Genomic DNA, 23,719 nt, shown 5'->3' with positions numbered 1-23,719 from the left:
GTTAAATATAATAGAGCTCTCCCCTCTCCTTCTGCTCTCTATCGAGAGCAGACCCAGGCTTATTTAACCTCGGCCTACCCGATTTAATATCCCGTCTAAATGACGCATCGGCCCACTTTAGAAACATATTCATTCCTGTCCTCATGTCCGTGGGACCTGGAGAGAAACCCCTTCTCCCCGGCTCACCTACAAAGGGCATAATGGCATTAGACATGTAATCTAGCATCGCAATGTCGTGCTCTACCACAAGCATAGCGGCTTCACTCTCCTCTATTATACGCCTGATTGTCCTAGCCACGGTTATACGTTGTTCAACATCTAGGTAGGCCATTGGTTCGTCTAAGACATATAAGTCGGCTTTTTTTAGCAAAGATGCTGCAACTACAACCCTCTGGAGTTCGCCTCCAGACAGCTCGCCCATTTTACGCTCTAAAAGAGGGACTAAGTTGAACCCGCTGTTTAAATCAGGCCATATGGGATTGTTAGAATAATCTCCAACTTCTTTGGCAAGCCACAGGCCGACGGTAACATCCTGATTTCTCACGGCTATATCTCTAATATATTGTGGCTTATAACTTATACGAGGAATTGAGCTGATCTGCCCCTTAGCTGGCTTTATCTCGCCTACTAAAGCCTTTAGAAAAGTTGTTTTGCCTATACCATTTGGGCCTATTATGCCAACAATTTCGCCTTTTGATATAAAAGACGCTAGAATCTCTAACTGAAAACTGCCTAGGTCTATGAATATATCAGTCCACTCTACAAGACGTGATGCTTTACTTGCCTTTCTCTCAGGAGGTCTCGTCTCAAATTTTATAGGCCTATCTCTAATCCTCATGTTTTCAGACGATATATAGCCGGCGAGGTATTCATTAATAGCTTCTCTAGCTCCGGCGGGATAGGATACAATTCCATAGGCACCAGGTTTGCCATAGACGATTACTATGTTGTCCGCCAGGAAATCAAGAACCGTTAGGTCGTGTTCTATGACCAGCACGTATTTATTGGCTGTATATTCTCTAATGGCATCTGCAACTTTTATTCTCTCTACGATGTCTAGATGTGTCGCCGGCTCGTCAAAGATGTAGACATCTGCGTCTTTTGAAAGCGCAGCAGCTATAGCCAATTTCTGTAACTCGCCTCCCGACAGATTTTCTATTTTCCTATCGAGAAGTTTATCTAGGCCAAACCTCTTTAACAACTGTTCGTTAATCCCTGCCTTCTTCACTATCTCCTCAACAGAACCCTTGAGATATACTGGTATAAGCTCGATATATTGAATCTTGTGAACACTCCTAAGTCTCTTACTATAGAGCTCTGAAAAATACGTCTGTAACTCTGTGCCTTTGAAATATCTAATCACGTCTTCAGGAGTGACTTTGTCCCTCGTGTTACAAAGATTTGGCACAAACTCGCCTGCGAGAATCTTAGCCATAGTGGTTTTGCCAAGGGCGTTGCGGCCTAACACCCCTATGATTTTGTCTCTTCTAAGGATGGGGAGGCGGTAGAGCTTAAATCCACTTGGCCCATATCTATGCACACAGTCTTTTTCAAGCTCGTCGGGTAGATTTACTATAGTAATTGCTTGGAAAGGACATTTATGTACACATATGCCACAACCTATACAAAGAGCTTCTGAAATAACGGCTTTTTTCAATTGTTCATCTATGTATACGACTTTGCCAGACTTATTAACTGGGCAGTATTTTACACACTCTTGACCACATTTTCTGGGTTGACAAGCGTCTCTATCTACGACAGCTATACGGGCCACGTGCAAACCACCACACTTGTTTATTTAGATGTAGCCCAACAGAGCCACTATCATTATCGCCAATGCAAGAAGCGGCCCAATAATTCTCCTAGTCTTCTTAAAGGCGCCAGCTAGGAAAAAGAGAGTTGCAAAAAGCAACACTGCCATTACGCGACCTCCCCACTCCCCCAGGCCTAACATAGCTAGGACACTTACTACGAGGTTGAAAAACGTCTTAAAGATAGCCCAAAGAATTGAGTAGTCTATCACCGGCATATCTTGCGACCTCTCCAATTTATACATTTTGTAAAAACAGAAACCCAAAGCGCTGTGGGAATTATAAAATTACCTATAGCCCAAGTGGCGACGATATCAACAACACTAACTTGTATAGCCGTATATTTCTTCACTCCTCTAGCTCTTATAAAATCTTTTGCAAGGTTTATCGGGTGTAGTGCAAGTCCCGGCAGCAACCAATAATTGCGGATTAAAACGCCTACTATAGGTAATACTACAGATATAAAAAAGCCTAGCGTGTAGATCATAAGTCCTATATACCAACCTAAGCGTGCGTGCCACTTCACCATAAGTATCTGACGCACCCCCCAGTGAAAAGCTTCCTGAATTTTACACTGTGGGTCTGGCGTAGGCGCTATAGCCGATTTAGCAAACCATATGGTGCCGCCGACTTCTTTTATGGCAGAATACACTGCGTAATCATCGCTTATATACTTAGGCAATCTCTCAGCGAGTTTAACTCTCTCGGCAAACTCTCTTTTAAAAGCCGTGGAGCCACCCCAGACAAATCTAGATCTTTTATCCATCATGGCAGGAAATCCCATGTTGCTGATGGCTAGTTTCACCTTATGACAGAGCCCTTGACCAACATACCACCTATACGTAGTTACGGCCGTGTATAAAGAAAGGGGGGCCGTTAATGACTCAAGCCAATTCTCTCTAGGCTTGATGTCGTCATCTGCAAAAACTATACAGTCGCCTTTTGCCACCTTTAGACCTGTCGCAAGCGCTGCGCTTTTCCCCTCTCCTTGGCTTATTATAACTCTACCAAACTTCTGCGCAAGTACATAGGCTGGATCCTCTGGAGAATCTACAACAAATATGTACTCTATCTCTACGTCGGTTTTTTGAGAAGTTATAGCCCTTAAGTTGTCCTCGGTCCAAGAATATACACCTCTCATAGGTATAATCACGCTGATTTTTCTACAACTCTGTCTATGGGATGCCGTCTCGTTTCTCCAGAATAGGTACTCCCTCATTAGCCCTGCGAGAGCCAATACTATGAATGGGGCGAACAGAATTGACTCAACCATCGCCTGCTTGTGCTTCTGTTCTTTTTAAAAAATCCATATTTAAGAACAACGGCTATCTTCGCTTTAGGAATCTCACATGTAGAGTATTGATATAGAAATTAGTTGTTTGAGGTATATAACCCTAGGTACTAGATCTACATGAGTATCCCCATAAGAGAGTTTGACCTAACATATAACGACTTATTCAGAGCGCCCGATAAAGAGGGAGCAGTTGTCTCAGTCCGTGTACATAGAAAGGTAAAACGTGTATTGGAAGAACTTGCTAAAAGAGAGGGGCTTGATGGAGTGTCAGAGTTAGTCAGATATCTAATCGCCGGATATTTAATGGGGAAGTATAACATCGAGAAACCAAGAGAGAAGGTGATAGTAGAGCCCATAGTGCTAACTATAAATGTACAGAAGAATAGCAGTAAGACTATTGACGATGTAGAATTAGATATCGCCGCAGAGAAGATAGTCGCAATTATTAGAGATGTAGAAGACTACTTGAGAAAGGTAAAGGCTGGAATTGTCCCCAGAAACCCCGAAGTGGCAATGCGCCTTCACGAGAAGTTAGCCAATGCGCTAAAGACTGCAAAGAAACTTGGCATGGAAGAAGAGTATATGAAACTTATAAAACTCAAAGCTCAACTATCCGCTATTGAGTAGATAAAAAATTTTTTAAGTTCGTCGTAGCAAGACGCCGATGCCTATATGCACTAGATGGGAACGTCTAGTGACATGGGCCGAGAAAGACGGAAATAACTACAAGGCTCTTGAGTTTAAAGAAAAACTTGTTGAGTGTATCATATATACGGCAACAGAAAAAGTCAAGAGAAAGAAACTTGCAGAGGCAGAAGAGCTGATAAAATATGGGAGAGAGGTGGCTAAGAAATTCGGCATCGAAGAGTTAAATTTCCACCTTTCACTTCTTGAAAAAGAGATAAATAAAATTAGAGAGAGAAGAAAAGCTCAAACTCAAACTAAGTAGATAGAGTCTAGAACTTTTCTAAGTCTGCCTATCTTCTTGCTTTTTCTACTCACCACCGCGTATCTCCCCAACCCAACCGCTAGGAGATCTACTACAACTCCGCCGACTTCTTTATCTACAAGCACAAGATACCCCCTTTCCCGGAAGTGGCGCCAGTAGTAGTATAACTTTCCAAGTTTTTTATTTACCGTGGCGACAATAGGCCGGCTTTCTTCAATAAGTCTAGCAACATTAGCAGAAGTATATAGGTAATAATAGGGCGGTTTTTCGATTCTAACAACCTCTACTAATACGCCATCTACATTTCTAGTCATTGTGAGTTGTATAACGCTCTGCATAAGTCTTCTAGCTTTTGCCGCTAGATACAGCGATTTTCTCTTCTCATCTAAAATTAACGCAAGAGGTGTGTACAACCTCTCTCCTCTTACAGCTGCTGGAAAAGATGCGCCAAAGAGATTGATAAATTCGACGCTATACCCCAGCCGCTCGATAAACTCTGCTACTAAAAAAGCAGACGCCTTTCTTATACTTGCCCTCCCAGGTCTGTATTTCGCGATATTTGACTTGTATATCTCAGTTAATTTTGGCGCCAGGTAGTTAACTGCACTATCTATATCTAGGCCATCCTCAACTTTCTTAAACACCTCTCTCACTAACCACGCAGGTGCGTCTTCAACTCCTATAATTCTTTTGACTATCTTCTCAATCATTTCAACAAGGCAATTTTTATACCAGGTTAATAAGTTTGTTGTGGAATTAGCCGTCGTAGGCCGCATAGACCCGCCTCTTCTCACCCCAGCGCCGTACTTAATAGTAGGAGGTTTTAGAATTGTCGAATTAGCCGCTTTAGCATTTTGCGATATGGGTAGAGTTGTGATATATGTAGAAGATACTGTAGACCTCCCACATATTCTAGAGGGGTGTAGATTTGAAATCAGAAAGGGCATACCGCTTGACGTGCCGAAAATACACGTCGGCTGTATTCCCCACCTCCTTAAATCTAGAAACTTGGCATGTGGAGAGAGTAGACTAGACTTTAGAGGAGAGCTACTTACAGCTGAGCCATTTACATCTATAGCAGACCTTCTCGAAAATAATATTGAAGTTATGAAGTTGGCAATTGGCCGTCTTAAAGAACTTGGCATAGAGATTATGAAAGGAGACGTGGGGGGTGTAGTGAGAGGAGATATCTATCTCCGTGGGAAGCTTTATGAATATACATATGTAGAGGGGCCTGCGGTCATAGGGCCTAGCTCCGCCGTCTTACCGTTTACATATGTACGTCCAGGCACCACGCTTTATTATGATGTTAAGATACGTGACGAAGCTAAAAACGCCATATTAGACTCTTACACACGTAAACAACATAGCGGGTATCTAGGCGATACGTACATAGCTGCTTTCGTAAATCTCGGCGCAGGAACTACAGTCTCAAATCTAAAAAACACTCTAGGACCCATAAGGCCCTCGTATACGTCAAAAACATATAAAAAACTAGGCCCAGTCTTTGGAGAGTTTGTAAAAACAGCTATTGGGACTTTGGTCTACGGGGGGAAATATATAGGTCCCATTTCACATATCTACGGCATAGTGGATAGGGATGTGCCTTCTCTCACAATATATAAACATGGGGAGTTTCTACCTATGGACAGAGAGAAAGCAAAAGAATATATACGACGCAATTTAGCTCAATTTAATAGAGATGACCTCTATCCCTTTTATACCGCTAGGCTACTCGAGAAGTCTTTGCTTTAAATACTCTTTCTCAGCCTCTTGTAGAATCTCCGTGAGTCTATTAATGTCCACGCCATTGATATCGGCCAATATCTTCTCCACAGTCTCTACAGGCAGTCTAGAAGCCAAGGCATAGAGAGCTACCCAGCCATACCTCTTTATAACTTCTGCAGTACGTCTTACCTCCTCCACGTTCCGCCTTATCTCACGCTCTAAATTATCGCTTCTCACCACTCTTACAACTCCAACATTCGCCCCGCCGCACTTGGGACAAATAAGATTTGTAACTTCGCCAACTCTAATTAGCCCATGCCAACCACAATCTAAACATACGGCAAGCATAGTGTAATTGAGCAACCTCGCCTTTGTACTATCTAGGACAAGTTTCTTAAGTCTCTCAGGAGGTATAATCTCAAGTCTATGCGATAGCTTTTCATATAGAACCTCGCCGAGATATGTCGGCTCAACGGAGTGTACTATTGATATTTCGCCTGTTTTTATGCGTTGTAAAACCTCTGCCGTATGTTCTAAATCTAGGTCTCTTTCAAAAGTCTCTCTCAACGCTTCATCAAAGACGACAGTTCCACTAAACGCCTCAACTAGTTTAGACATACTAACACTGTATACATCAGCTTCTTTATCAATGGCCCCCATCCTCTTAGCCACATGTAGAATTCTACGTTTAAACGAGCCTGATTTAACTAATGCAGACCTTAGAAGCTCGGCAATCTCTTGCGCATTTAAAGAGGCTAGTTTCTTAAGATGTTCTCTAACTAACTCCGCCGCTAGAGGCTCGGAAGACTGTATAATTATCCCATAGGGGTCTTGGTAGACACCTATGGGTCTCTCTAGAGTTTTAATAAGAAGCTCTCCAAGCAATTTACCTAGTGTCCTATTTACTCGCGTCCCAAAGGCCGCATGTATTATAACAATGTTGTCTTTAAACTGTTCAATAACTATTGTTTTATCATCGGGGATGGGGCCTTTGTGTTTTGAAATCTCCTCAACTATAAATTTTGCAACCTCTTCGTTTACCCCATATTCCTCGGCTATAGATTTGTAGTCGCCACGAGAGGCCTTAACGCGCAAAACGCCAACTTCTTGCGCAACTTCAAAAGGCACCGGTATCTCCTCTCCTATCCAGCTAGGTATTGCGCCTGTGGGATCAGGCGCCTCTATTACCTTTATAACTCTATCCTCTACTTTCGTTATAAGCCAAGGTCTGCCTCTAAAAATAAACTTCACCCCGACGGTGCCATATTCAGCTACAAACGATTCGTCGAGCGTACCTACTAATTCGCCGGTCTTCTCGTTAATAACGGCATACTGTCTCTCGTCCGGAATCATAGAGAGAGTCTCGTAGAAATAGCGGTAGAAGCCTCGGCTTCTTGGTCTCGCTACTACGTCGCTATCTTCAAAATAGACCGCAAGCCTGGGGTATAGATCTTGCATAAATCTTACAACTCTCCTCAACTCCTCAATCGATAGATCTTTGTAGGGGTAGGCTCTTTTTATTACTTCATACAGCTCCTCTAGTCTCCACCTAGGCTTTAGTATTAGAAAGGCTACAATTTGGTTAACTAATACATCGTATGGCTTATCGGGAATTTGAGTCGGTTCTATAAGCCCGTTTCGTGCTCTCTTTACGATAACCACCGCCTCCATTATATCGTTTATATCTTCGCCAATTATCACGCCTCTAGGCATAGCTGAAAGTCTATGGCCGCTCCTCCCAACACGTTGAAGTAGGCGCGTTACCTGGTGCGGAGATATATACTGGATTACTAAATCGATATGTCCTATGTCTATACCCAGTTCTAAGCTTGAAGTCGCAACAACAGCCTTAAGCTCGCCTTTTTTAAGGCGTTCTTCAACAGAGACGCGAACCATTTTAGATAATGATGAATGATGTACTGCAATGGGCAAATCGCCAAAGAGATAGGAGAGACGGAAGCCCAATAGCTCAGCCATACTTCTGGTGTTTACAAAAACTAGCGTACTGCGGTTTTCTTCAACAAGCTTTCTTATAAAACGTAGGCGGGCTATGACGTCTGGAAACAACCCAGAGGCTTCAGCTAATCTATAGTCTTCCTCAGTCGGCTTGGGTCTTACGACGTCTAACTTCATCTGTCTTGCAAAGTTTACGAGAACTACTTTAAACGGCCTGCTTCCCCCGACGAGAAACTTAGCCACCTCAACGGGGCTACCTACTGTTGCTGAAAGACCAACGATTTGGAAATCTCTGCCGATGTGATACCTAAGTCTCTCAAGCGCTAAGCTGAGCTGTACGCCTCTTTTATCCTCAGCTAACTCATGGACTTCGTCAACTACAACCCACCTAAGCTCCTTTAGATACTCAAGCAGACGTCTGCCGGTCATAATTGCTTGGAGCATTTCTGGCGTAGTAATCAAGATGTGAGGCGGCGATTTACTCTGTTTCTGTCTATCGGCTTTGTCTGTATCTCCGTGGCGCACGTCGACTTTAAAGCCAACGCGCTCTCCCCACCATTTGATACGATCCAGAAGGTCTCTATTAAGTGCTCGAAGCGGCGTGATATAGAGTACATATATGCCAGGTCTCTCTATATTACTTTCTAACATTCTGGATAGAATAGGCAATATCGCAGCCTCAGTCTTCCCACTGCCAGTGGGAGCAATTATAAGGACGTTGTTACCAGCCAATATTTCGGGAATCGCTAACTTTTGAGGCTCCGTAGGCTCTGAAATACCTCTTTCCTTCAACGCCTCCTTAATTAGCGGATGTAGCAAGCAAAAAACCACGCTAAACAAAACGTTTATTAAATTTTACTCATACGCTGGCCATGATGTACAAATTGGCCCTCCTATTCATAATGATACTGGTCTTCACAGTCTGGGGTGGAGTTTTGTTAGTTAAGGGGCCTTCTGGTAACTACACAGCCGCCGTTATAAATGGAACTTTAGTAGTTGATGGACAAAGCATACCCTTGCCACAGAAGGTTAGTTGGTACTTCAATGGGTCTTACACTGTGTATGGCATTTATTATGGCAACCCTCAATGCCTACTATCGCTCTGGCCAGATAGGCCAGAGTTCTACATTACATGTACTGTAGGTACAGATATCGCCATAGTAGTACTAAAGGATCCAAAGGCAAAGATCATATGCAGAGATAAAAACAACATACTCACCCCTACAACGGCAACCCAACACCTAGAGATGTATAGAACAAGAAGCTTGTATGTGGAGTGTAAATCTAACTTCTCTGCCACAGTTTCTACGCCGTCTCTTCTTATAGCTGTAATGGCCGGGGCAACGGCCGCTTCTATGAGTCTTTTCGTGGCGCTGAGTGTTTTACTACTCCGCAGAGCCCTCAAAGAGGAGCATTAAGGTTTTTTCAGTCACCATACCTATAACCGCCGTGCCCTCCTCGTTAACTACAGGGACTCCGCCGACATCATACTCAAGCATTCTCTTGACGACGTCTATAACTGGGTCGTTTGGCTTAGCTACAAATATGGGCGATTTTGCAATATTTATCGCATAGTTACTCACTATATCTTCTACAGCTCCCTGCTTGATTTTCTCAATAACTTCGTCAGAAGCAAAATATCTAAGTACATCTTTTGCGTGTAACATCGCTATCACTTTGCCTGTTTCGTCCACTATTGGATACCTCCTGAATTTATAGATTGTAATACCCTCTAACACGTCCATTACAGTAGAATAAGGCGTCAACACATAGACTATTCTCGTCATTACATCGCGAACTCTGTGTGGGAAGTCTAGTTGTGACGCGACCTTTAACACATCCCACTCTGTAAATATGCCAACTAACCGCCCTGTCTCATCTACTATTGGCATAGAGCCAAAGTTATGGCGGAGGAAAAGTGCTATCACCTCGCCTAATGGGGTCTCAGGACGTGCAGAAATTACACTTCTAGTCCCTATTTCAATCACGCTCTTCATATAGATATCACTATACAGAGAGCCCTCGGTATTTTTATCGCTAATCCAGGAATATATCGCATCTAATATATCAAGCATTGTTATTATGCCTATTAACTTATCGCCACGTACAATAGGCAACCGTCTGATATCTAGGTTAACCATAGTCTTCATAGCATTGAGCACTTTATCCTTCTCACTTGCTGTAACAACGTTTCTAGTAGCAAACTCTATTACAGGCCTTCTAAACACATCCACAGCTTAAAATACTTCATCTTTATTTAAATTTAGATATAAGCCAGTTGCCCAAAGCTGTAAACGCCTTAGCACGATGCGAAACCTTGTTTTTTGTTTCTTCATCCATCTCTGCATATGTCAAAGTCTCGCCCTCTGGCACAAACACGGGATCGTAGCCAAACCCTCTGTTGCCCCTGGGCTCACGGGTTATATAGCCCTGCGTCTCGCCGATAAAAATGTGAACAGTCCCCTCTACACATATAGCTGCGGCGCATTTAAAAACAGCCCTACGGTCGACAATGCCCTCCATTAGCTTTAGCAAGCCTTTCAAACCGATGGTTCTATATACATACTCTGCATAAGGACCAGGAAAGCCGCCTAGCGCTCCTATATAAAGCCCCGTGTCTTCAACCACAATGAAATCTCCGTATATGGGACATAAGATTTCGGCCGCGTTCTTGGCTATATTAATTACGTCGTCATCTTGAATTTCTATTTTTTTGACGTCCAGCCTCTCTACAGAGATTCCAAAAGGGGCTAGGATTTTGGAAATTTCTAACAACTTGTGCGGATTTCCTGTAACAACACGTATCTTCATTAAGAGAGACCCATGTGGTTTTTAACTCGCGCCAAAAGCTCGTGCTCTGGGGGTACGCCTACAAATTCTACATCTCCAACTGAAACGTCTTCGGCTTGTAAAATTACAGCTGGAACTCCTGTCACGCCGTACATATCTGCTATATCTGGGTTTTCGTGTGCCTCTACTACAACAGACACAACTTTCCCTTTGCTTTCATATGCAAACATATTTGCCAAGAGGACAGCATATGGACAATATGGGCAGCTTGGCGTAACTACAGTTAAGATGTAGACACGTTTTGAAGCACTCTGTGCAAGTGTAGAAAGCTCAGCCCTAGTTTTTTGCCTAAGCCCTGTCTTACCCGTACTAAGTCTAATAACAGTCTCTATAAACGCTCTGACCTCTTCTCCAAGAGGTGCGCCAAGATACCTAATAAAGCCGTTGCCAAAGTATACCACTGGCACACGCTGAGGTTCCACGCCAAATTTTTTAAAACTCTCTGCGTCTTTTTCATACAAGTATTTATTAAGACGTAGTTTCTCCTGCGGCGCCAGTTGTATTAGTAGATCTAGAAACTCTTCGGTAGGTATACACCAATTAGTCTCACGGCCTGCACAATTCTGACTTGTAAAGAAGTTTATCTCCACAGGGTTCTCCATTTGGGATAACATCTCCCTAATGATCTCCCTAGTCTCTTCGTCTACTTCTATATGAGGCACTTCCTCTTCAGGTCCGCCTATTGGTGTAGCCATGCGCAAATAATCGATGTGGATATTTTAAACTTATGCCACACTATTTTTTCTAAGATTTTTTCTTTTTCGACTTCTTCTTGCTTTTCTTCTTTTTGGTAGTCTTCTTCTTGGGTTCTTTAGCAGAGGCGGTCTCAAGGAATTGAAAAACAGTGTCTAAAATTTCTCTATACTTCTCTATTTTATTCTTCACATAGTCTATATCTATAGAAGATTGTTGTTTCCAAGCGGTCAGGTCGAGAACAAACCCTACTCCATTGACGTATCTCCAAGGATCAAGCGTTTGCTCCCGCAACTCTCTAATGAGAGTCGGATTCGCTCTTTTCTCATATGGAATTACGGCAAACACATGTCCCAGCTCTACATCTTCCATTACTATCAATTTCCCTTTGCTACTAGTTATTTCCAGTAAAGCTTGAGCCATAGGAATTAGGAGAGAAAAGAGGTATAAAATTTACTGGAGATAATTTGACGGTATAGAGGCGATGAGTTTCCTTATCGCCTCTACGCTTTGCATAAACTTCTGTCTCTCCTCTGCTGAAAGCTCAATCTCTAGTACTTTTAGAACGCCGCTTCTCCCAAGTATCACTGGAACCTCTACTGGGACGTCGCGCACATCATACTCTCCCTGAAGCACAACCGAGGCTATAAGAGACCTCTTGGTGTCACGTTTTACAGCCTCTGCCATTAGCGCTAATCCAGCGCCCGGACCCCAATTCGACGAGAAACCCCTTAGCTCTGTTATCCTGGCACCAGCCTTGACCGTTTCTTCCACAACCTCTTTCAATTGTTCCTCTGTCAATAGTCTGCTGAGCGGTACGCCATGTATAAAGCTCTTGCTTGGCACAGGGAACATACTCTCCCCATGTTGGCCCAAGACTATGGGGAGTATTGACGCAGGCGATACGCCAAGTTTTTTGGCAGCATAGTAGGCAAGGCGACCCGCGTCTAACACGCCACTAAAGCCAATTACCCTCTCTCTTGGAAAACCTGTGGATTTCCACATTACATATGTCATCGCGTCGAGCGGATTTGTTGTTAATATTACTACAGAGTTAGGCGCGTATCTCTTAATCTCTTTACCTATTTCACTAACTATCTTGGCGTTTGCCTCCAACAACTGTTCTCTTGTCATACCTGGTTTTCTCGGAAGCCCAGCTGTTACAATTACCAAGTCGCTACCCTCCATGTCTTTATATTCATTAGAACCAAAATACTCTACGTCGAGACCTAATATTGAACTCATGTGATTCATATCTAAAGCCTCTCCCTGAGGCAACCCTTTTATGATGTCTATTAGCAGAATCTTTGTGTCTATTTTAAGCAATCCCATTATAACTGCCGCCGCGGTGCCAACTCTGCCGCTTCCAATTATTGTAATCATGACTAAGGTAGCTTAGACTAGAATTAAAACATGTTTTTACCAAAAAGCTGGAAATCTGCTAGCCAAAAACTATAACTTTCCTCTGCTTAACACCCTTGCCGCTACGATTAATGGATGCCATACGGGAGCTACATCTGGCATATAGCCCAGATCGGAGAAGAATAAATCCTCAATTGTATACCTAGATTGAACAGCTAATGCGATGATGTCGGCATAGGATGCAACTATTTGGCTCTTGCCGACTATCTGTGCGCCAAGTATACTACCTGTAGATTCCTCAGCCACTAGCTTTATACTAACAGGCTCTCCTCCCGGCATATAATGAGCCTTAGTCCTAGCTTTTATCAACGTGCTTTGAACTTTATAGCCCAACTCTCTTGCCTCTCTCTCACTTAATCCAGTCCTGGCAATATAGAGACTGTAGAACTTAGTGACTGCAGTTCCAACGACACCAGGAAACTTTAACACACGCCCCTTGACAGAGTTTCCACCAGCGACCTGGCCCTCTTTATTTGCGGTAGGCGCCAATGGAATCCAAACTCTACGTCCGGTAACTCTATGCGTCTTTTCTGCTACGTCGCCAGCAGCATATATGTCAGGCACAGTCGTTTCCATGTATTCATTTACATAGACGGCTCCCGTCTCGCCTAATTTAGCTCCAGCCTTTACAGCAAGATCTACGTCTGGTCTTACGCCTACAGCAAGTATTACTTTGTCTACTTTATACTCACCTTTCTCAGTAATCACTTTACTAACGTGTCCCGCGCCAGAGAATTCTACAACTTTCTCTCCTAAGTGGAGTTCTACACCGCGATTTTTCATCTCATCTGCGACAATAGCCGCCATATCTGGATCGAGGGCTGTTGGGAGTACTTGGTTAAACATCTCAAAGAGAACTACCTTCTTTCCTAATTCGAGTAATATCTCAGCCATTTCAACACCTATGTATCCACCTCCCACAATTGCAACAGTATTTGCAGTCTCTAGTTGCGCCTTTAACTCTGGCACTTCGTCGGGGTGTCTCATAGTTAATATCCCCCTCAGTTCTACGCCGGGAATTTTAGGTATCAGAGGTTTTGCGCCTGTTGCTATCACTAGCTTATCCCAAGAAATCTTCTCAGTGTTGTTCCCTCTTTCGACAACTACGACACGCTTATCTACATCTATCTCCGTAACGGTAGATCTTATTAAAACCCTGATGTTCCTCTCTTTTTCAAACTCCTCAGGTTTGTACGTCATCAGATCTTCGTGACTTTTAACAACTCCCCCTATGGCATAAGGCATTCCACAAGGTGCGTGAGTTATCATCGAGCCTCTCTCTATTAATATAATCTCAGCATTGGGATCTAGTCTTCTTGCTCTGGCAGCTGCAGAAGCTCCGGCAGCGCCGCCTCCGACTATAACTACTCTTACCATATGAATAGCGCGATACGACTTTAAAACTATTTACAACCGGCGTGGCTAAGTACAGTTTCTACAAATGTCTTGAACTGCGGAGCCGTCATAAAGCCTGGTGCCACCTCTATGGGCTGTCCATTTAAAAAAGCCACAGTGGTCGGCGTCGCCATTATACCTAGTCGAATCGCTATATTGTAGAACTCCTCTATATCTGCTTTTACAAAATTTGCATATTCACGATATTTCTCTCCTATATATCTAAAGATCGGGTCGAACATTTGACAATAGGGACATGTTTTGCCAAAAAACATGACAAAAGTTACTCTACACCCCATCACGGCGTTTTTAAATTGTGAAACATCAGACAAGACATGGCCAGGCGTATAGCTCACTAGACAGCATTTCTGCGTTTTTCTGCTAGTTATCTCAACCGCTTTTTTCCATAGCAACCTATCTATCTCGTCCACACGCTATCTTTACTCCTGGCTTAAATATATTAATCTATTTTAATCCAGTAGTGTAGACAAAAGTGCTATTCGACCCTGAGGTTGTCGGCACAACTACAATAAGAATCCTCAGGTTTATACGAGTAGAACACACTATTTTTACCCTTCCCATGGCATATGCCGCGGCACTACTAACAGGTGGAGTAATCGACTTTTGGAAAGCCGTATTTATAGGACTTGCTGTTTTTGGCCTTAGAACTGCTGGGATGGCTTGGAATAATATTGCAGACTACCCTATAGACAAGCTGAATCCTAGAACTCAAAGACGGATGCTTGTATCTGGTAAAATAAGCTTCAGAGAGGCCTATGGCGTCTTCCTCTTCGGCGTTGCCATTTTTATACTTTCAGCGATGGCGCTTGGAAAATGGCCTTTGACGCTTTCGTTGCCATATCTGGCTGTCGTCATGACGTATCCCTACGCGAAGAGGGTTCACTGTATTCCTCATTTACACCTAGGCTTAGTTTACGCATTAGTACCCCTGGGCGCGGCTATTGCGACATATCCAGACGATATACAAATAGCTTTAGCAAAAACACCATGGATATTAGTTGTAGCTTCGGCATTGTGGGTCGCCGGATTTGACGTCATGTATTCAAAGGGAGATTACGAATTTGATAAAAGACAAAGGCTGGGGAGTATACCGGCGTGTTTTGGATTAAAAGCTGCCGATATAGTAACTGCTCTCCTAATGTCCGCGTCTGCAACTTTGTATATTGTCAATTACATAAGCTACGGACTTAACATATGGGGGCTTGTTCTAACGTCGATAGGGGCTTTCTTGGAAATATACTCAGCAGTACTAGGCATAAGAGGAGACGTAGCGCGCGGATTTAACTTAAACCTCGCCGTAGGCATCTTTATACCTTTTGGAATTTTCGTCGGGTACTACTAGCACTAGTTAAGCATTAAGTCTAGCTATAAAAATACAAAACTCTTAACAAAACGAGGCTTCCTCACTGTCCTAAAGGGCGAAGCTTGCTACATTTGCCAAAGGGCTTATTCCCTCTGCACCTCCGACTAACAGATCTGCTAATTTAAGACTGTACATATTATGATGACATAAAGTGCAGAGACAAAGGCGCAGACGACACGTAAGCTCCAAAAATTTAACTTTTAATATGTTCATATCCAACGACGTAGATTCCGTCGACAATGCCTAAACCGCCTTCGCGGCCGTGTGGAGAGGGCCTCTCGTCTCCTCTCAACTCTACGGCCGACTGTATCGTAGCCGCAAATTGGCTAACAAGATCTTTATCTACGCCCTCTACTATTATATCCTCCTTGCCTTTTACTTCTACCTTTACACCACTGGGTATTGTAAGTACGATTTTTGACTTTCTTCCAAGGAAATTCTCAATTATTAGTTGATTTCCCTGCACTTTTACAAGCATAGGAAAGTGCGTGTATATAACCTTCAGCTTGTACCTCCAGCCCTTGGTGACTCCAAGAAACATATTTCTAAGAATGCCTTTGTAAGCGCCAAGGATGGCATACTCTTTTTTTCTAGCGTTAAATACTTCAAGCACTACCTTTCCATCTCTTAAATTCATAACCACCGGCGTATTTCTAAACTCCTTGGTAATTTCGCCAAGAGGCCCCTTCACTTTAACTACATAATCAAACGGCCCAATCTTCTCGACACTTACTTTAACATTTTGAGGAATCTCAACCTCCTCCACGCTATATACTACATGCATAAAGCCGATTTTTTGCTAAGTTTAAAAACTTAGAGACTTTGGTGAGTTCCCCTTTGCTTCACCGGCCTTCCCTGGGGGCTCGGGGCACGTGCCCGAGTCGCGCTGGACAACCCGGGGCGTGGGGGTCCGGCCGTGCCCGGGCGGACGGGCGCGTCAGACCGCAATAGCCGGCCGGTCCCCAGGGCCGGTTGGTTCGTGGGCGAAAGGACTTACGAGTTTAAAAGTGAGGTGGTCGCCGGACGGAGGAAAAAGCCGGTTGTTTTGTCTTCTGTAGGATTTCTCAATAACGTCTCTTGGCCCACAACAGCGGAATCCGGTCCCTATGGTCAGTGCAGGCGGGGCGATGCGTGATGTAGCTTCTCTCTTCTGCCATTTTGGCGCCGCATTTCGGGCAGGCTGTGCTGTATAACCTCTAAATACGGCAGGCCGTACCACAATGCCAACTCCATCAGTCTCCTCTTCAGTTGACCCAGTCCGTCTAGGAAGTACTTCTTTCCGCCACTCCAGTTGCTCTCCTTGAGCTCTCGGTAACTCTCGTTCTCGATCTTGTCAACCACGATTGCGGCGTCGTTTGCTCTAGCAAGTTCAATAATCTCTCTAGCGATCTGCGTCACAACGCCCCCTATTTTCCTAAACCGCCTGGACTTGAGGTGGCGCGTCCTCTCCTCAAGCCGCCTCCTTCTGACGGGGCCCGTCTCCCTTGCGGCCCGTTCTTCCAACCTACTTATCTCCTCGTGAAGTCTCCCCCGACTCCCTAGTTACAGACGCATCTGGAAGTCTCAACGTCTGTCTCAACTTCCCCTCCACGAGAAGGCCTACTATTATGCCATAGTCAAGACGGTTAATATCAACGGTAACTATCGCCTTGAGCTCCACCGGCGTCGCTTCACGGGCGAAGACAAGCGCTATATAGAGCTTTCCGTATGTTGATTCCTTCTTGCTCCTCTTCACCTCCACACCGAGGAAAGCGAGTTTCGACTTGGCGCCTTCTTCCAACCGCTTTCTGATCCAAGCAATGTTACCCTTCTTCAACTTGACGGCTTTGCCCACGTCTCTCTCGTCTTTGACTCTCAACTGGGCATAGAGCGGAACCGCCCGATGGAACACTACGTCGCGCCAAAGGAATTTAGCCCACTCTGCAAGGTACTTCTTAAGTCCGTACTTGTGGAACGTCTCTTCAATAATCCCGTGCGCCAACTCCCGCCTGTCTAGCGTGAGGAGTCTGTCCAACTCCTCCGCCGTGAGTCTCGGCTCCTCTTGCCCCGTCAACTCCTTTAGCAGTCTCTTTACATATTCCTCGACGGCTAAATACATACGCGTTACAGTGTCTAAGACGTCTGGCCTCTCCTCGACGAGATGCCATGGGATTTTGACCTTCGGCGCTCTGTATGTTTGGCTCATGGGCGCATATGGCGTGGGAGAGAAAAACTAGGTTGTCGGGAACAAGCCTACTCCCATGTCTCGGCGTCTCTCAAGGCGGCGGCCGCTTGTACGGCCTTGGGGAGTATCCAAGTGAGTATGTCCAGAACCACGGCAGAGATGGCCGATGTGGACAACACCACGGCGAGCGCCCGGAGGACGGTCTTGGAGTGCGTCAGTGCGAAGGCAGTGTACCACACGACGGCCGTGACCCCCGCCACCGCGGCCAAGAACGCGGCCAACATTCGCATGTCGCAACCCCCGCCTGGAAAGAAAGGCAAGAGTGCAACACACTTGACTTTCAGCGCCGTCGAGACGAACCAGTACTTCGCAGACACCCCTTGGCTCGCAGTCGCGCTCAACGTCGGCATTACAATGGCGATACTATACACAAGAAGGTGGGCCTATTCGGTGGAGGGGGTCGGCGTTGCTAGACACGTCGCGGCGGTCTTGGCCACCGTCGCTAAACTGCCGTGGTAAACAACGCGCTCGTCCTTGCCTGCGCCGTAAACATACCACTACTACCGCCCCAAGCCCTACTCCCACTGGCAATACCCATCGTGGCGTTGACAATAGACGCCGTGAGGAGGGTAAAAACAAATCCGTATTTGGTGGGCCCGCCGGGATTTGAACCCTATCCCAACCCCCCGCCGAGGGGGTTGACGGGACCTCCCGGTCTCTGACCGGCCGGCTATCAGCCGGGCGCTCTAACCGGGCTAAGCCACGGGCCCTTTGATGCATACTCCCCAACTTATAAATTTTGTCTCTTTGAGAAACTCATGTCAAGTCTATTACGATATATCGCCTTTAGAACTCTTTTAGCGGTGCCGACTTTATTAATTCTACTTACTGTAGTGTTTTTTATACTAAGGGTCATACCGGGGAACCCTATAATAGCGATGGTCGGCATGAAAGCTCCACCAGAGTATGTAGAACAATTAATAAGAGAGGCAGGATTAGACAAACCAATCTATATACAATATTTTGACTACTTATCACAAATCTTTACAGGAAACTTAGGGAGAAGTTTAATATTTGGAAAAAGAGAAGTAGTTAATGAAATCATAGACAGATTGCCGGCGACTGTAGAATTAGCAATCTCGGCGTTTTTCGTAAGCATCGTGTTAGGCCATCTATTTGGATTTCTAGCGGTAAAATACGGCGGAAAATTCGACACGGCCACCAGGGTATATGCCATGGTAGCATATGTGCTTTTTATACCTTTTATCGGCTTAGCGCTACAGCTTATATTCTCAGTGTGGCTTAACTTATTCCCCGTCGCCGGCCGTATAACGCCGGGTCTAGAGCCACCGAAGATAACGGGTCTCTACCTATTGGATTCTCTCTTAGCGAGGAGACTAGACTCGTTTTTTGACGCTGTTTGGCATTTAGCACTACCCTCATTTACGCTAGGTCTGGTGTTATCTGGCGTCTTTGTACGTCTAATTAGAAACAATATGAAAAAGACTCTCGGAGAGGATTTTATATTTGCATATAGAGCTATGGGGTTTAGAGAGTGGAGCGTATTGTGGAAGGCGTATCGTGTAGCTATAGTCCCAACAGTCACAATGATGGGGTTACAACTGGCGCTTTTATTACAAGGCGCCGTTTTGACAGAGACGACTTTTTCGTGGCCGGGTCTTGGCACTCTTCTTCTTGAGAGAATTCAATATCTCGACTATACTACGGTACAAGGCACAGTAGTTGTGTTTGTATTTATTGTTGTATTCATGAATATCTTAGTAGACATAATAAACGCATTACTGGACCCTAGGGTTAGGAAAGGCCTATGATGCTAAAAACCGGCGCCTTCCTAGTAGCTTTCGTCATTATATTCTCAGCACTCGCGCCGGTGGTGGCACCATACGACCCTACAAAAAAAGTCGCAGAGCCGCTGAGCCCGCCTAGTATAAAACACCCCTTTGGGACAGACAATTTAGGTCGTGATGTATTAAGCCGAGTTCTCTACGGAGGACAAGTAATCATAGGAGTATCGCTTTTAGCCACATTATTCTCTGCATCTATAGGATTTACTCTTGGCATGTTCTCAGGCTACATCGGAGGTAAAACAGATAGGGTGTTAAACATGGTAATGGATAGCATGTACGCATTCCCCAGTTTGATACTTGCAATAGCTATCGCAAGCGTGCTGGGACCTAGTCCTTTAAACGCAGCATTGGCAATAGGCGTCGTCTATATACCCACTTACTTCAGAATGGCAAGAAACGAGACTTTAGTAGTCAAATCCAGTCTTTTCATAGAGGCTGCAGTTTCCCTGGGTATGCCACGACATAGGATAATTTTTAGACACGTACTGCCGAATCTCGTGCCTTCTCTAGTCGTCGTGGCGACTATAAACATAGCAGACGCTGCGCTTACAGAATCGGCGCTTGCCTTCTTTGGATATACTGTGACACCGCCAACACCTGACTGGGGTCTTGATCTTTCTAGTGCCAAATCCTATATAATAAACGGCTATTGGTGGCTACTTATTCCAGGCATATTTATAGTGTTAACTGCGCTGGGGTTTTCACTTTTGGGAGAAGGACTAGGGGAGAGACTGGGGAAAAAAGACTAGGCTATTTTTATTGCCCAATATCTCAGGATCATTGTCGGATCTACTACGACTTGTATATTTGGCTTCGTTGCTATAAACAGCTTACCTTGTACAAGAGGAATTATGGGCACATCTTCCGCCAACAGTTGTTGTGCCTGTCTATATAACTGTTCTCTAACTAACCGACTTTCCTCAACAGAGGCTTTGGTGAGTATCTCGTCCATTTTTGGATTGCTATAGCCATTACCCAACCATTTGTTAGAGCCGCTTTTGAGAAACGGCGTTGTGTAATCATCTGGATCCAGGTAGTCGGGATACCAACCCAGCAGAGATACCATCATAGCGCCGCTTCTAAGTTGCTGTACATATGTAGCCCACTCGGCCGACTTCACGGTAACAGAAACAAGCCCTGTGGCTTCCCACTGCTCTTTCAACACTGCTGCAAGATCCTTTTCGGTATCGCCGTAGTGTGTCGGCGTATACCAGAGCTCGATCGACAGTTTCTTGCTCTGGCTATACCCAGCCTGCTGTAGAAGGGATCTGGCTAGGCTTATGTTACAGTCCCCGTACCTCTCCTTAAAGACTGGGTAAGAACCCCACATTCCCTCTGGTATTAGAGTATAAAGCGGCGTAACAGCGCCACGGAATACCGTCTGCACAATGTCCTTTCTACACACGGCGGCGGCCAGCGCTTGTCTTACTCTAACGTCCTTTAGCTCTGGCATATTGAGATTAAGTACTATGTAACGTATAAAAGAACCAGGCACTTCGACGATTTTAAACTTGCCTGATGCCTTTAGCGCCTCAATATCAGGCGGATTAAGAGTCCTCCAGGCTATATCGACCTCGCCTCTTTCTAGGGCAAGTCTCAGCGTCGTAGCGTCTTTATAAAACTTTATGACAACTTTAGATATCTGCGGCTTAGGCCCATAGTAGTATGGATTTGCCTCTAGCACTATCTGTTGGTCTCTCACAAATGACTTTATACAGTAGGGCCCTGCGCCGCCTGCCGTCTGATCCGAGTCGATTCTATCGGGTACATATTTTGGATGTACGGGGAAGTAAGGCGGCGTTGCTACAAGCGCTAGGAAGTAGGAGACAGGTGTCTTCAAGTAGAAGATCACTGTAGTTGCGTTGGGTGTCTCTACCTTTTCTACAAAATCTGTGACAAGCCAAGCAGGGTCCCCGTTTATCTTCATTACGCGCTCGATAGACCGCTTTACATCACTGGCAGTAAGCGGGGTACCGTCACAGAACTTAAGATTTGGCCTTAGTTTAAACACCCACACCTTGCCCCCCTCTAGCACCGTCCAATTCTCAGCTAGGTCGGGCTCTAGCTCTGTTGTTCCCGGCTTGTATCTAACGAGCCCCGCCATTGTGTTGTAGAAAATTTCCCATGTAAAGAAGTCGTAGGCGTTCGCTGGATCTAAGTCGGTGACTTTATCTGTCACTCCGATCGTAAGCGAAGTTGGTTGCGGCGTTGTAGAAGTGGGAGAAGACTTCGGCGTGGTGGGAATAGGAGTCTGCGTTGTAGTGGGACTTGAAGACTGTGGCAACGGACGGGGCGCAGGGGCTTGTTGTTGAGATAGGAATATTGCTATAACTGCCAACACGACAACTAAAACAACTATTCCTACAGCTAGAGACTTATTCATAACTACAAGAATGAGACTGTTAAAATATGTTAAGATCTATATAAGACTATAGAGGTGGTGCGGGGGGTGGGATTTGAACCCACGCAGGCCTACGCCACAGGGACCTCAACCCTGCCCCTTTGACCTGGCTCGGGCACCCCCGCGCTTCCTGCTATAGTATTTATGACGATTTAAATATTTTACACGACAACTACGTCTAACCGCAGGGACAACCCCCGCCACTAGTTCCTACAATTATCTTGTTTTCTGCCATAAGTTTAGACCAACAGTCTGGACATACTAGCGCGGGTCCTATACCCTTTATGTTAGCCTCTAAAAGTGGGGTGTCCTCCCTGCCACAGATTGCGCACCGATAGCCCATAGCTATTTCTTTGATCTTTGAAAATAAATTTTTCGCTATATCCCCAAGGCTAAGCCGTCGCCACGTATATCGGAGACTGCAACTAGTGTGCCGTTTTTTCTAGCCGCTAAAGCCGCTACGCCCATGCGGCTGGGGTATTTTACGATATGTACTCCAGGCCCCCCTTCCCAACCCTCCTCTGCTTGAACCTCGGCGCCACGCAACCAAATAAAACGGGGGGCCCATATGGCTTGGCGTGGATCCATTCCATACCATACTATATTGTGTATTAATTGTGTATAAATGGCAGGTCTATAATGACCGGCGCTTGCCCCGAGTGCATAAATCTCGCCCCCTCTCTCCATTACTACAGCCGAGAGGGTATGTGCAGGTCTTTTGTGAGGAGATGCACTGTTTAAACCATGTGTAAAATCGCTTGCCCTATTGTTAAATGTTATCCCCCATTTGGCATCTGTAAACCCTGCGCCAAAGGGATAGTAGAGAGATTGTATAGCAGAAACTACAAAGTCTCTATCCGCCGCCGCGAGATATGTAGTGCCTGGGGTGGGCTCTGGGACTTCGGCTTCGCCTAGCTCTATCTTGCCACTTAGTAAATCGTCAAGTGGTATATAGCCGTCGTGTAAATAGCGGTCGCGTGCCCAATGCGCTTTTCTCAACGCCGCAACAGTATTCTGAATCCTGGAATAGCTAAACGCCCCCTCGGCGCGTTTAGTCAACTTCACCGCAAGTAACACAGCAAAACCAAGAGAGGGGGGCGGCGCCTCATATATAATCCAATCCCCCAACTCTATATACACGGGCTTTTTCACTTCGGCTTTAAATCTCGAGAAATCCTCTAGTTCAAAATAGTCATATAGTATGTCGTTAGCAATTTCGTCGTAAAAAGACAGTGGGTTCTCTCTAAGTTTGTTCCACAGCTTTATTAACGGGTCTATACGATAAGGCGCGCCAGATAGTCGAGGTAAACTAAGATATATACGGCCACCAGGGTCTGCAACAAGTACATCTTTATGTCTCTCTATTGCGTACGCTAGAGATGGGTGCAACGTCGCTTTTTCCATAGCATTAAGTGCTATGTCTACAACCTCCCTCCACTCTAAAACGCCGTGTCTCCTGTGGAATTCATAGAGACCAGCCACATAGCCCGGCACAGTAGCTGAGCGTAAACCCCTCCGCGGGGGTTTCTCTGGGATTCTCCTTGGAGCCCACCCCAGCCCCAATATAGCTTCTACATTACTGCCGCTATGTACAAGCGCCAGAAAATCTCCTCCAACACCGCCTAGATGTGGCAACGTATATGTTAATACTATAGAGGCACAAGTAATAGCATCTATAGCGTTGCCGCCAGCTTTATAAGTCTCGTAGCCCGCCCGCGTCGCTAGATAGCTCTCGCTGACAATTACGAAATCTGTACCTATGTACATACCCTCCCACCAGATTAAAGTTTTTAAATTTAGGCGA

At 45.1% G+C, this 23,719-nt stretch carries 27 protein-coding genes and 2 tRNA genes; 8 read left to right on the top strand and 21 right to left on the bottom strand.

The window, feature by feature from the left end; genetic code table 11:
- Position 1: 1 nt before the first annotated feature.
- Genes PISL_RS03225 through PISL_RS03215 form a run of 3 tightly spaced genes read right to left on the bottom strand, consistent with a single transcriptional unit; the run spans position 2 to position 3,084 of the window.
- The gene (locus PISL_RS03225; protein ID WP_011762379.1) at positions 2-1,774 is read right to left on the bottom strand and encodes a ribosome biogenesis/translation initiation ATPase RLI; all 1,773 of its coding nucleotides are present in this window, start codon (positions 1,772-1,774) and stop codon (positions 2-4) included.
- Between the two features lie 24 nt (positions 1,775-1,798).
- On the bottom strand, positions 1,799-2,029 hold the full coding sequence (locus PISL_RS03220; protein ID WP_011762378.1) for a hypothetical protein: 231 nt from the start codon (positions 2,027-2,029) through the stop codon (positions 1,799-1,801).
- Positions 2,020-3,084, bottom strand: a complete 1,065-nt coding sequence (locus PISL_RS03215) for a glycosyltransferase family 2 protein (protein WP_011762377.1) — start codon at positions 3,082-3,084, stop codon at positions 2,020-2,022. The genes PISL_RS03220 and PISL_RS03215 overlap by 10 nt, the downstream gene beginning before the upstream one ends.
- A gap of 138 nt (positions 3,085-3,222) precedes the next feature.
- On the opposite strand from PISL_RS03215, the gene PISL_RS03210 reads away from it, so the two are divergent.
- Positions 3,223-3,732 (top strand): ribbon-helix-helix protein, CopG family, encoded by a 510-nt coding sequence (locus tag PISL_RS03210; protein ID WP_011762376.1) that lies wholly within the window; start codon positions 3,223-3,225, stop codon positions 3,730-3,732.
- Between the two features lie 37 nt (positions 3,733-3,769).
- Entirely contained in the window at positions 3,770-4,054 is a 285-nt protein-coding gene (locus PISL_RS03205; protein ID WP_011762375.1) for a hypothetical protein, read from the top strand.
- On the opposite strand, the gene PISL_RS03200 is transcribed toward PISL_RS03205, so the two are convergent.
- A complete protein-coding gene (locus PISL_RS03200; protein WP_011762374.1) occupies positions 4,042-4,764 on the bottom strand; it encodes a hypothetical protein in 723 nt (240 codons plus the stop codon). The two genes, PISL_RS03205 and PISL_RS03200, sit on opposite strands and share 13 nt — an antisense overlap.
- A 40-nt stretch (positions 4,765-4,804) precedes the next feature.
- Here PISL_RS03200 and PISL_RS03195 point away from each other — a divergent pair, with 40 nt between their 5' ends.
- Positions 4,805-5,809 carry a sugar phosphate transferase gene (locus PISL_RS03195; protein ID WP_011762373.1) on the top strand — a complete coding sequence of 335 codons (1,005 nt, stop codon included), beginning with the start codon at positions 4,805-4,807 and terminating at the stop codon, positions 5,807-5,809.
- Here PISL_RS03195 and PISL_RS03190 read toward each other — a convergent pair.
- Positions 5,786-8,569, bottom strand: a complete 2,784-nt coding sequence (locus tag PISL_RS03190; protein ID WP_011762372.1) for a DEAD/DEAH box helicase — start codon at positions 8,567-8,569, stop codon at positions 5,786-5,788. The genes PISL_RS03195 and PISL_RS03190 overlap by 24 nt on opposite strands.
- A gap of 41 nt (positions 8,570-8,610) precedes the next feature.
- On the opposite strand from PISL_RS03190, the gene PISL_RS03185 reads away from it, so the two are divergent.
- Positions 8,611-9,156: a hypothetical protein gene (locus PISL_RS03185; RefSeq protein WP_011762371.1), complete on the top strand. Its 546-nt coding sequence runs from the start codon at positions 8,611-8,613 to the stop codon at positions 9,154-9,156.
- Here PISL_RS03185 and PISL_RS03180 read toward each other — a convergent pair.
- From PISL_RS03180 to PISL_RS03150, 7 genes are all read right to left on the bottom strand, one after another.
- Complete coding sequence (locus PISL_RS03180; RefSeq protein ID WP_053240298.1) at positions 9,124-9,972, bottom strand: CBS domain-containing protein; 849 nt, start codon at positions 9,970-9,972, stop codon at positions 9,124-9,126. The genes PISL_RS03185 and PISL_RS03180 overlap by 33 nt on opposite strands.
- Positions 9,973-9,991: 19 nt before the next feature.
- Positions 9,992-10,549 (bottom strand): XTP/dITP diphosphatase, encoded by a 558-nt coding sequence (locus PISL_RS03175; protein ID WP_011762369.1) that lies wholly within the window; start codon positions 10,547-10,549, stop codon positions 9,992-9,994.
- A complete protein-coding gene (gene pdo / locus PISL_RS03170) occupies positions 10,549-11,283 on the bottom strand; it encodes a protein disulfide oxidoreductase (RefSeq protein ID WP_011762368.1) in 735 nt (244 codons plus the stop codon). Before pdo ends, PISL_RS03175 begins: the two co-directional genes overlap by 1 nt.
- A 49-nt stretch (positions 11,284-11,332) precedes the next feature.
- On the bottom strand, positions 11,333-11,704 hold the full coding sequence (locus PISL_RS03165; RefSeq protein ID WP_011762367.1) for a hypothetical protein: 372 nt from the start codon (positions 11,702-11,704) through the stop codon (positions 11,333-11,335).
- 30 nt (positions 11,705-11,734) lie between these two features.
- Positions 11,735-12,664, bottom strand: coding sequence for an NAD-dependent malate dehydrogenase (mdh, locus tag PISL_RS03160; RefSeq protein WP_011762366.1), 930 nt, complete (start codon positions 12,662-12,664; stop codon positions 11,735-11,737).
- Between the two features lie 69 nt (positions 12,665-12,733).
- Complete coding sequence (locus tag PISL_RS03155) at positions 12,734-14,080, bottom strand: FAD-dependent oxidoreductase (protein ID WP_011762365.1); 1,347 nt, start codon at positions 14,078-14,080, stop codon at positions 12,734-12,736.
- 26 nt (positions 14,081-14,106) lie between these two features.
- Positions 14,107-14,529, bottom strand: coding sequence for a thioredoxin family protein (locus PISL_RS03150; RefSeq protein WP_011762364.1), 423 nt, complete (start codon positions 14,527-14,529; stop codon positions 14,107-14,109).
- Positions 14,530-14,591: 62 nt separating this feature from the next.
- Between PISL_RS03150 and PISL_RS03145 the strand changes: the two genes are divergently transcribed.
- Positions 14,592-15,461, top strand: coding sequence for a UbiA-like polyprenyltransferase (locus tag PISL_RS03145; protein ID WP_011762363.1), 870 nt, complete (start codon positions 14,592-14,594; stop codon positions 15,459-15,461).
- Between the two features lie 214 nt (positions 15,462-15,675).
- Here PISL_RS03145 and PISL_RS03140 read toward each other — a convergent pair whose 3' ends face one another.
- The 4 genes from PISL_RS03140 to PISL_RS10610 all read right to left on the bottom strand — a co-directional run bounded on the left by PISL_RS03140 (position 15,676) and on the right by PISL_RS10610 (position 17,885).
- Positions 15,676-16,266: a 50S ribosomal protein L6 gene (locus tag PISL_RS03140; protein ID WP_011762362.1), complete on the bottom strand. Its 591-nt coding sequence runs from the start codon at positions 16,264-16,266 to the stop codon at positions 15,676-15,678.
- Positions 16,267-16,592: 326 nt separating this feature from the next.
- On the bottom strand, positions 16,593-16,985 hold the full coding sequence (locus PISL_RS11650) for a hypothetical protein (protein ID WP_011762361.1): 393 nt from the start codon (positions 16,983-16,985) through the stop codon (positions 16,593-16,595).
- 1 nt (position 16,986) lies between these two features.
- Entirely contained in the window at positions 16,987-17,667 is a 681-nt protein-coding gene (locus tag PISL_RS11645) for a hypothetical protein (protein WP_011762360.1), read from the bottom strand.
- 47 nt (positions 17,668-17,714) lie between these two features.
- Positions 17,715-17,885 (bottom strand): hypothetical protein, encoded by a 171-nt coding sequence (locus PISL_RS10610; protein ID WP_167827609.1) that lies wholly within the window; start codon positions 17,883-17,885, stop codon positions 17,715-17,717.
- On the opposite strand from PISL_RS10610, the gene PISL_RS10605 reads away from it, so the two are divergent.
- Positions 17,875-18,165, top strand: a complete 291-nt coding sequence (locus PISL_RS10605; RefSeq protein WP_167827608.1) for a hypothetical protein — start codon at positions 17,875-17,877, stop codon at positions 18,163-18,165. The genes PISL_RS10610 and PISL_RS10605 overlap by 11 nt on opposite strands.
- A gap of 129 nt (positions 18,166-18,294) precedes the next feature.
- Here the strand turns inward: PISL_RS10605 and PISL_RS10600 are convergent.
- Positions 18,295-18,416, bottom strand: a tRNA-Ile gene (locus tag PISL_RS10600).
- A 48-nt stretch (positions 18,417-18,464) separates the two neighbouring features.
- Here PISL_RS10600 and PISL_RS03120 point away from each other — a divergent pair.
- Together PISL_RS03120 and PISL_RS03115 are read left to right on the top strand one after the other, a co-directional pair.
- A complete protein-coding gene (locus tag PISL_RS03120) occupies positions 18,465-19,478 on the top strand; it encodes an ABC transporter permease (RefSeq protein ID WP_011762358.1) in 1,014 nt (337 codons plus the stop codon).
- Positions 19,475-20,263, top strand: a complete 789-nt coding sequence (locus tag PISL_RS03115) for an ABC transporter permease (RefSeq protein WP_011762357.1) — start codon at positions 19,475-19,477, stop codon at positions 20,261-20,263. The genes PISL_RS03120 and PISL_RS03115 overlap by 4 nt, the downstream gene beginning before the upstream one ends.
- Here PISL_RS03115 and PISL_RS03110 read toward each other — a convergent pair.
- The 4 genes from PISL_RS03110 to PISL_RS03100 all read right to left on the bottom strand — a co-directional run bounded on the left by PISL_RS03110 (position 20,260) and on the right by PISL_RS03100 (position 23,682).
- Positions 20,260-21,897: an ABC transporter substrate-binding protein gene (locus PISL_RS03110; RefSeq protein WP_011762356.1), complete on the bottom strand. Its 1,638-nt coding sequence runs from the start codon at positions 21,895-21,897 to the stop codon at positions 20,260-20,262. The two genes, PISL_RS03115 and PISL_RS03110, sit on opposite strands and share 4 nt — an antisense overlap.
- 55 nt (positions 21,898-21,952) lie before the next feature.
- Positions 21,953-22,040: transfer RNA gene (locus PISL_RS03105), tRNA-Leu, on the bottom strand.
- 53 nt (positions 22,041-22,093) lie between these two features.
- Positions 22,094-22,258, bottom strand: a complete 165-nt coding sequence (locus tag PISL_RS10595) for a hypothetical protein (protein ID WP_167827607.1) — start codon at positions 22,256-22,258, stop codon at positions 22,094-22,096.
- A 35-nt stretch (positions 22,259-22,293) separates the two neighbouring features.
- Positions 22,294-23,682 (bottom strand): gamma-glutamyltransferase, encoded by a 1,389-nt coding sequence (locus tag PISL_RS03100; protein WP_011762355.1) that lies wholly within the window; start codon positions 23,680-23,682, stop codon positions 22,294-22,296.
- Positions 23,683-23,719: the final 37 nt, after the last annotated feature.

The sequence above is a fragment of the Pyrobaculum islandicum DSM 4184 genome, assembly GCF_000015205.1.
GTDB lineage: Archaea > Thermoproteota > Thermoprotei > Thermoproteales > Thermoproteaceae > Pyrobaculum > Pyrobaculum islandicum.
The sequence above is the reverse complement of the archived record's forward strand: the minus strand, read 5'-3'. Positions and strand labels throughout refer to the sequence as shown.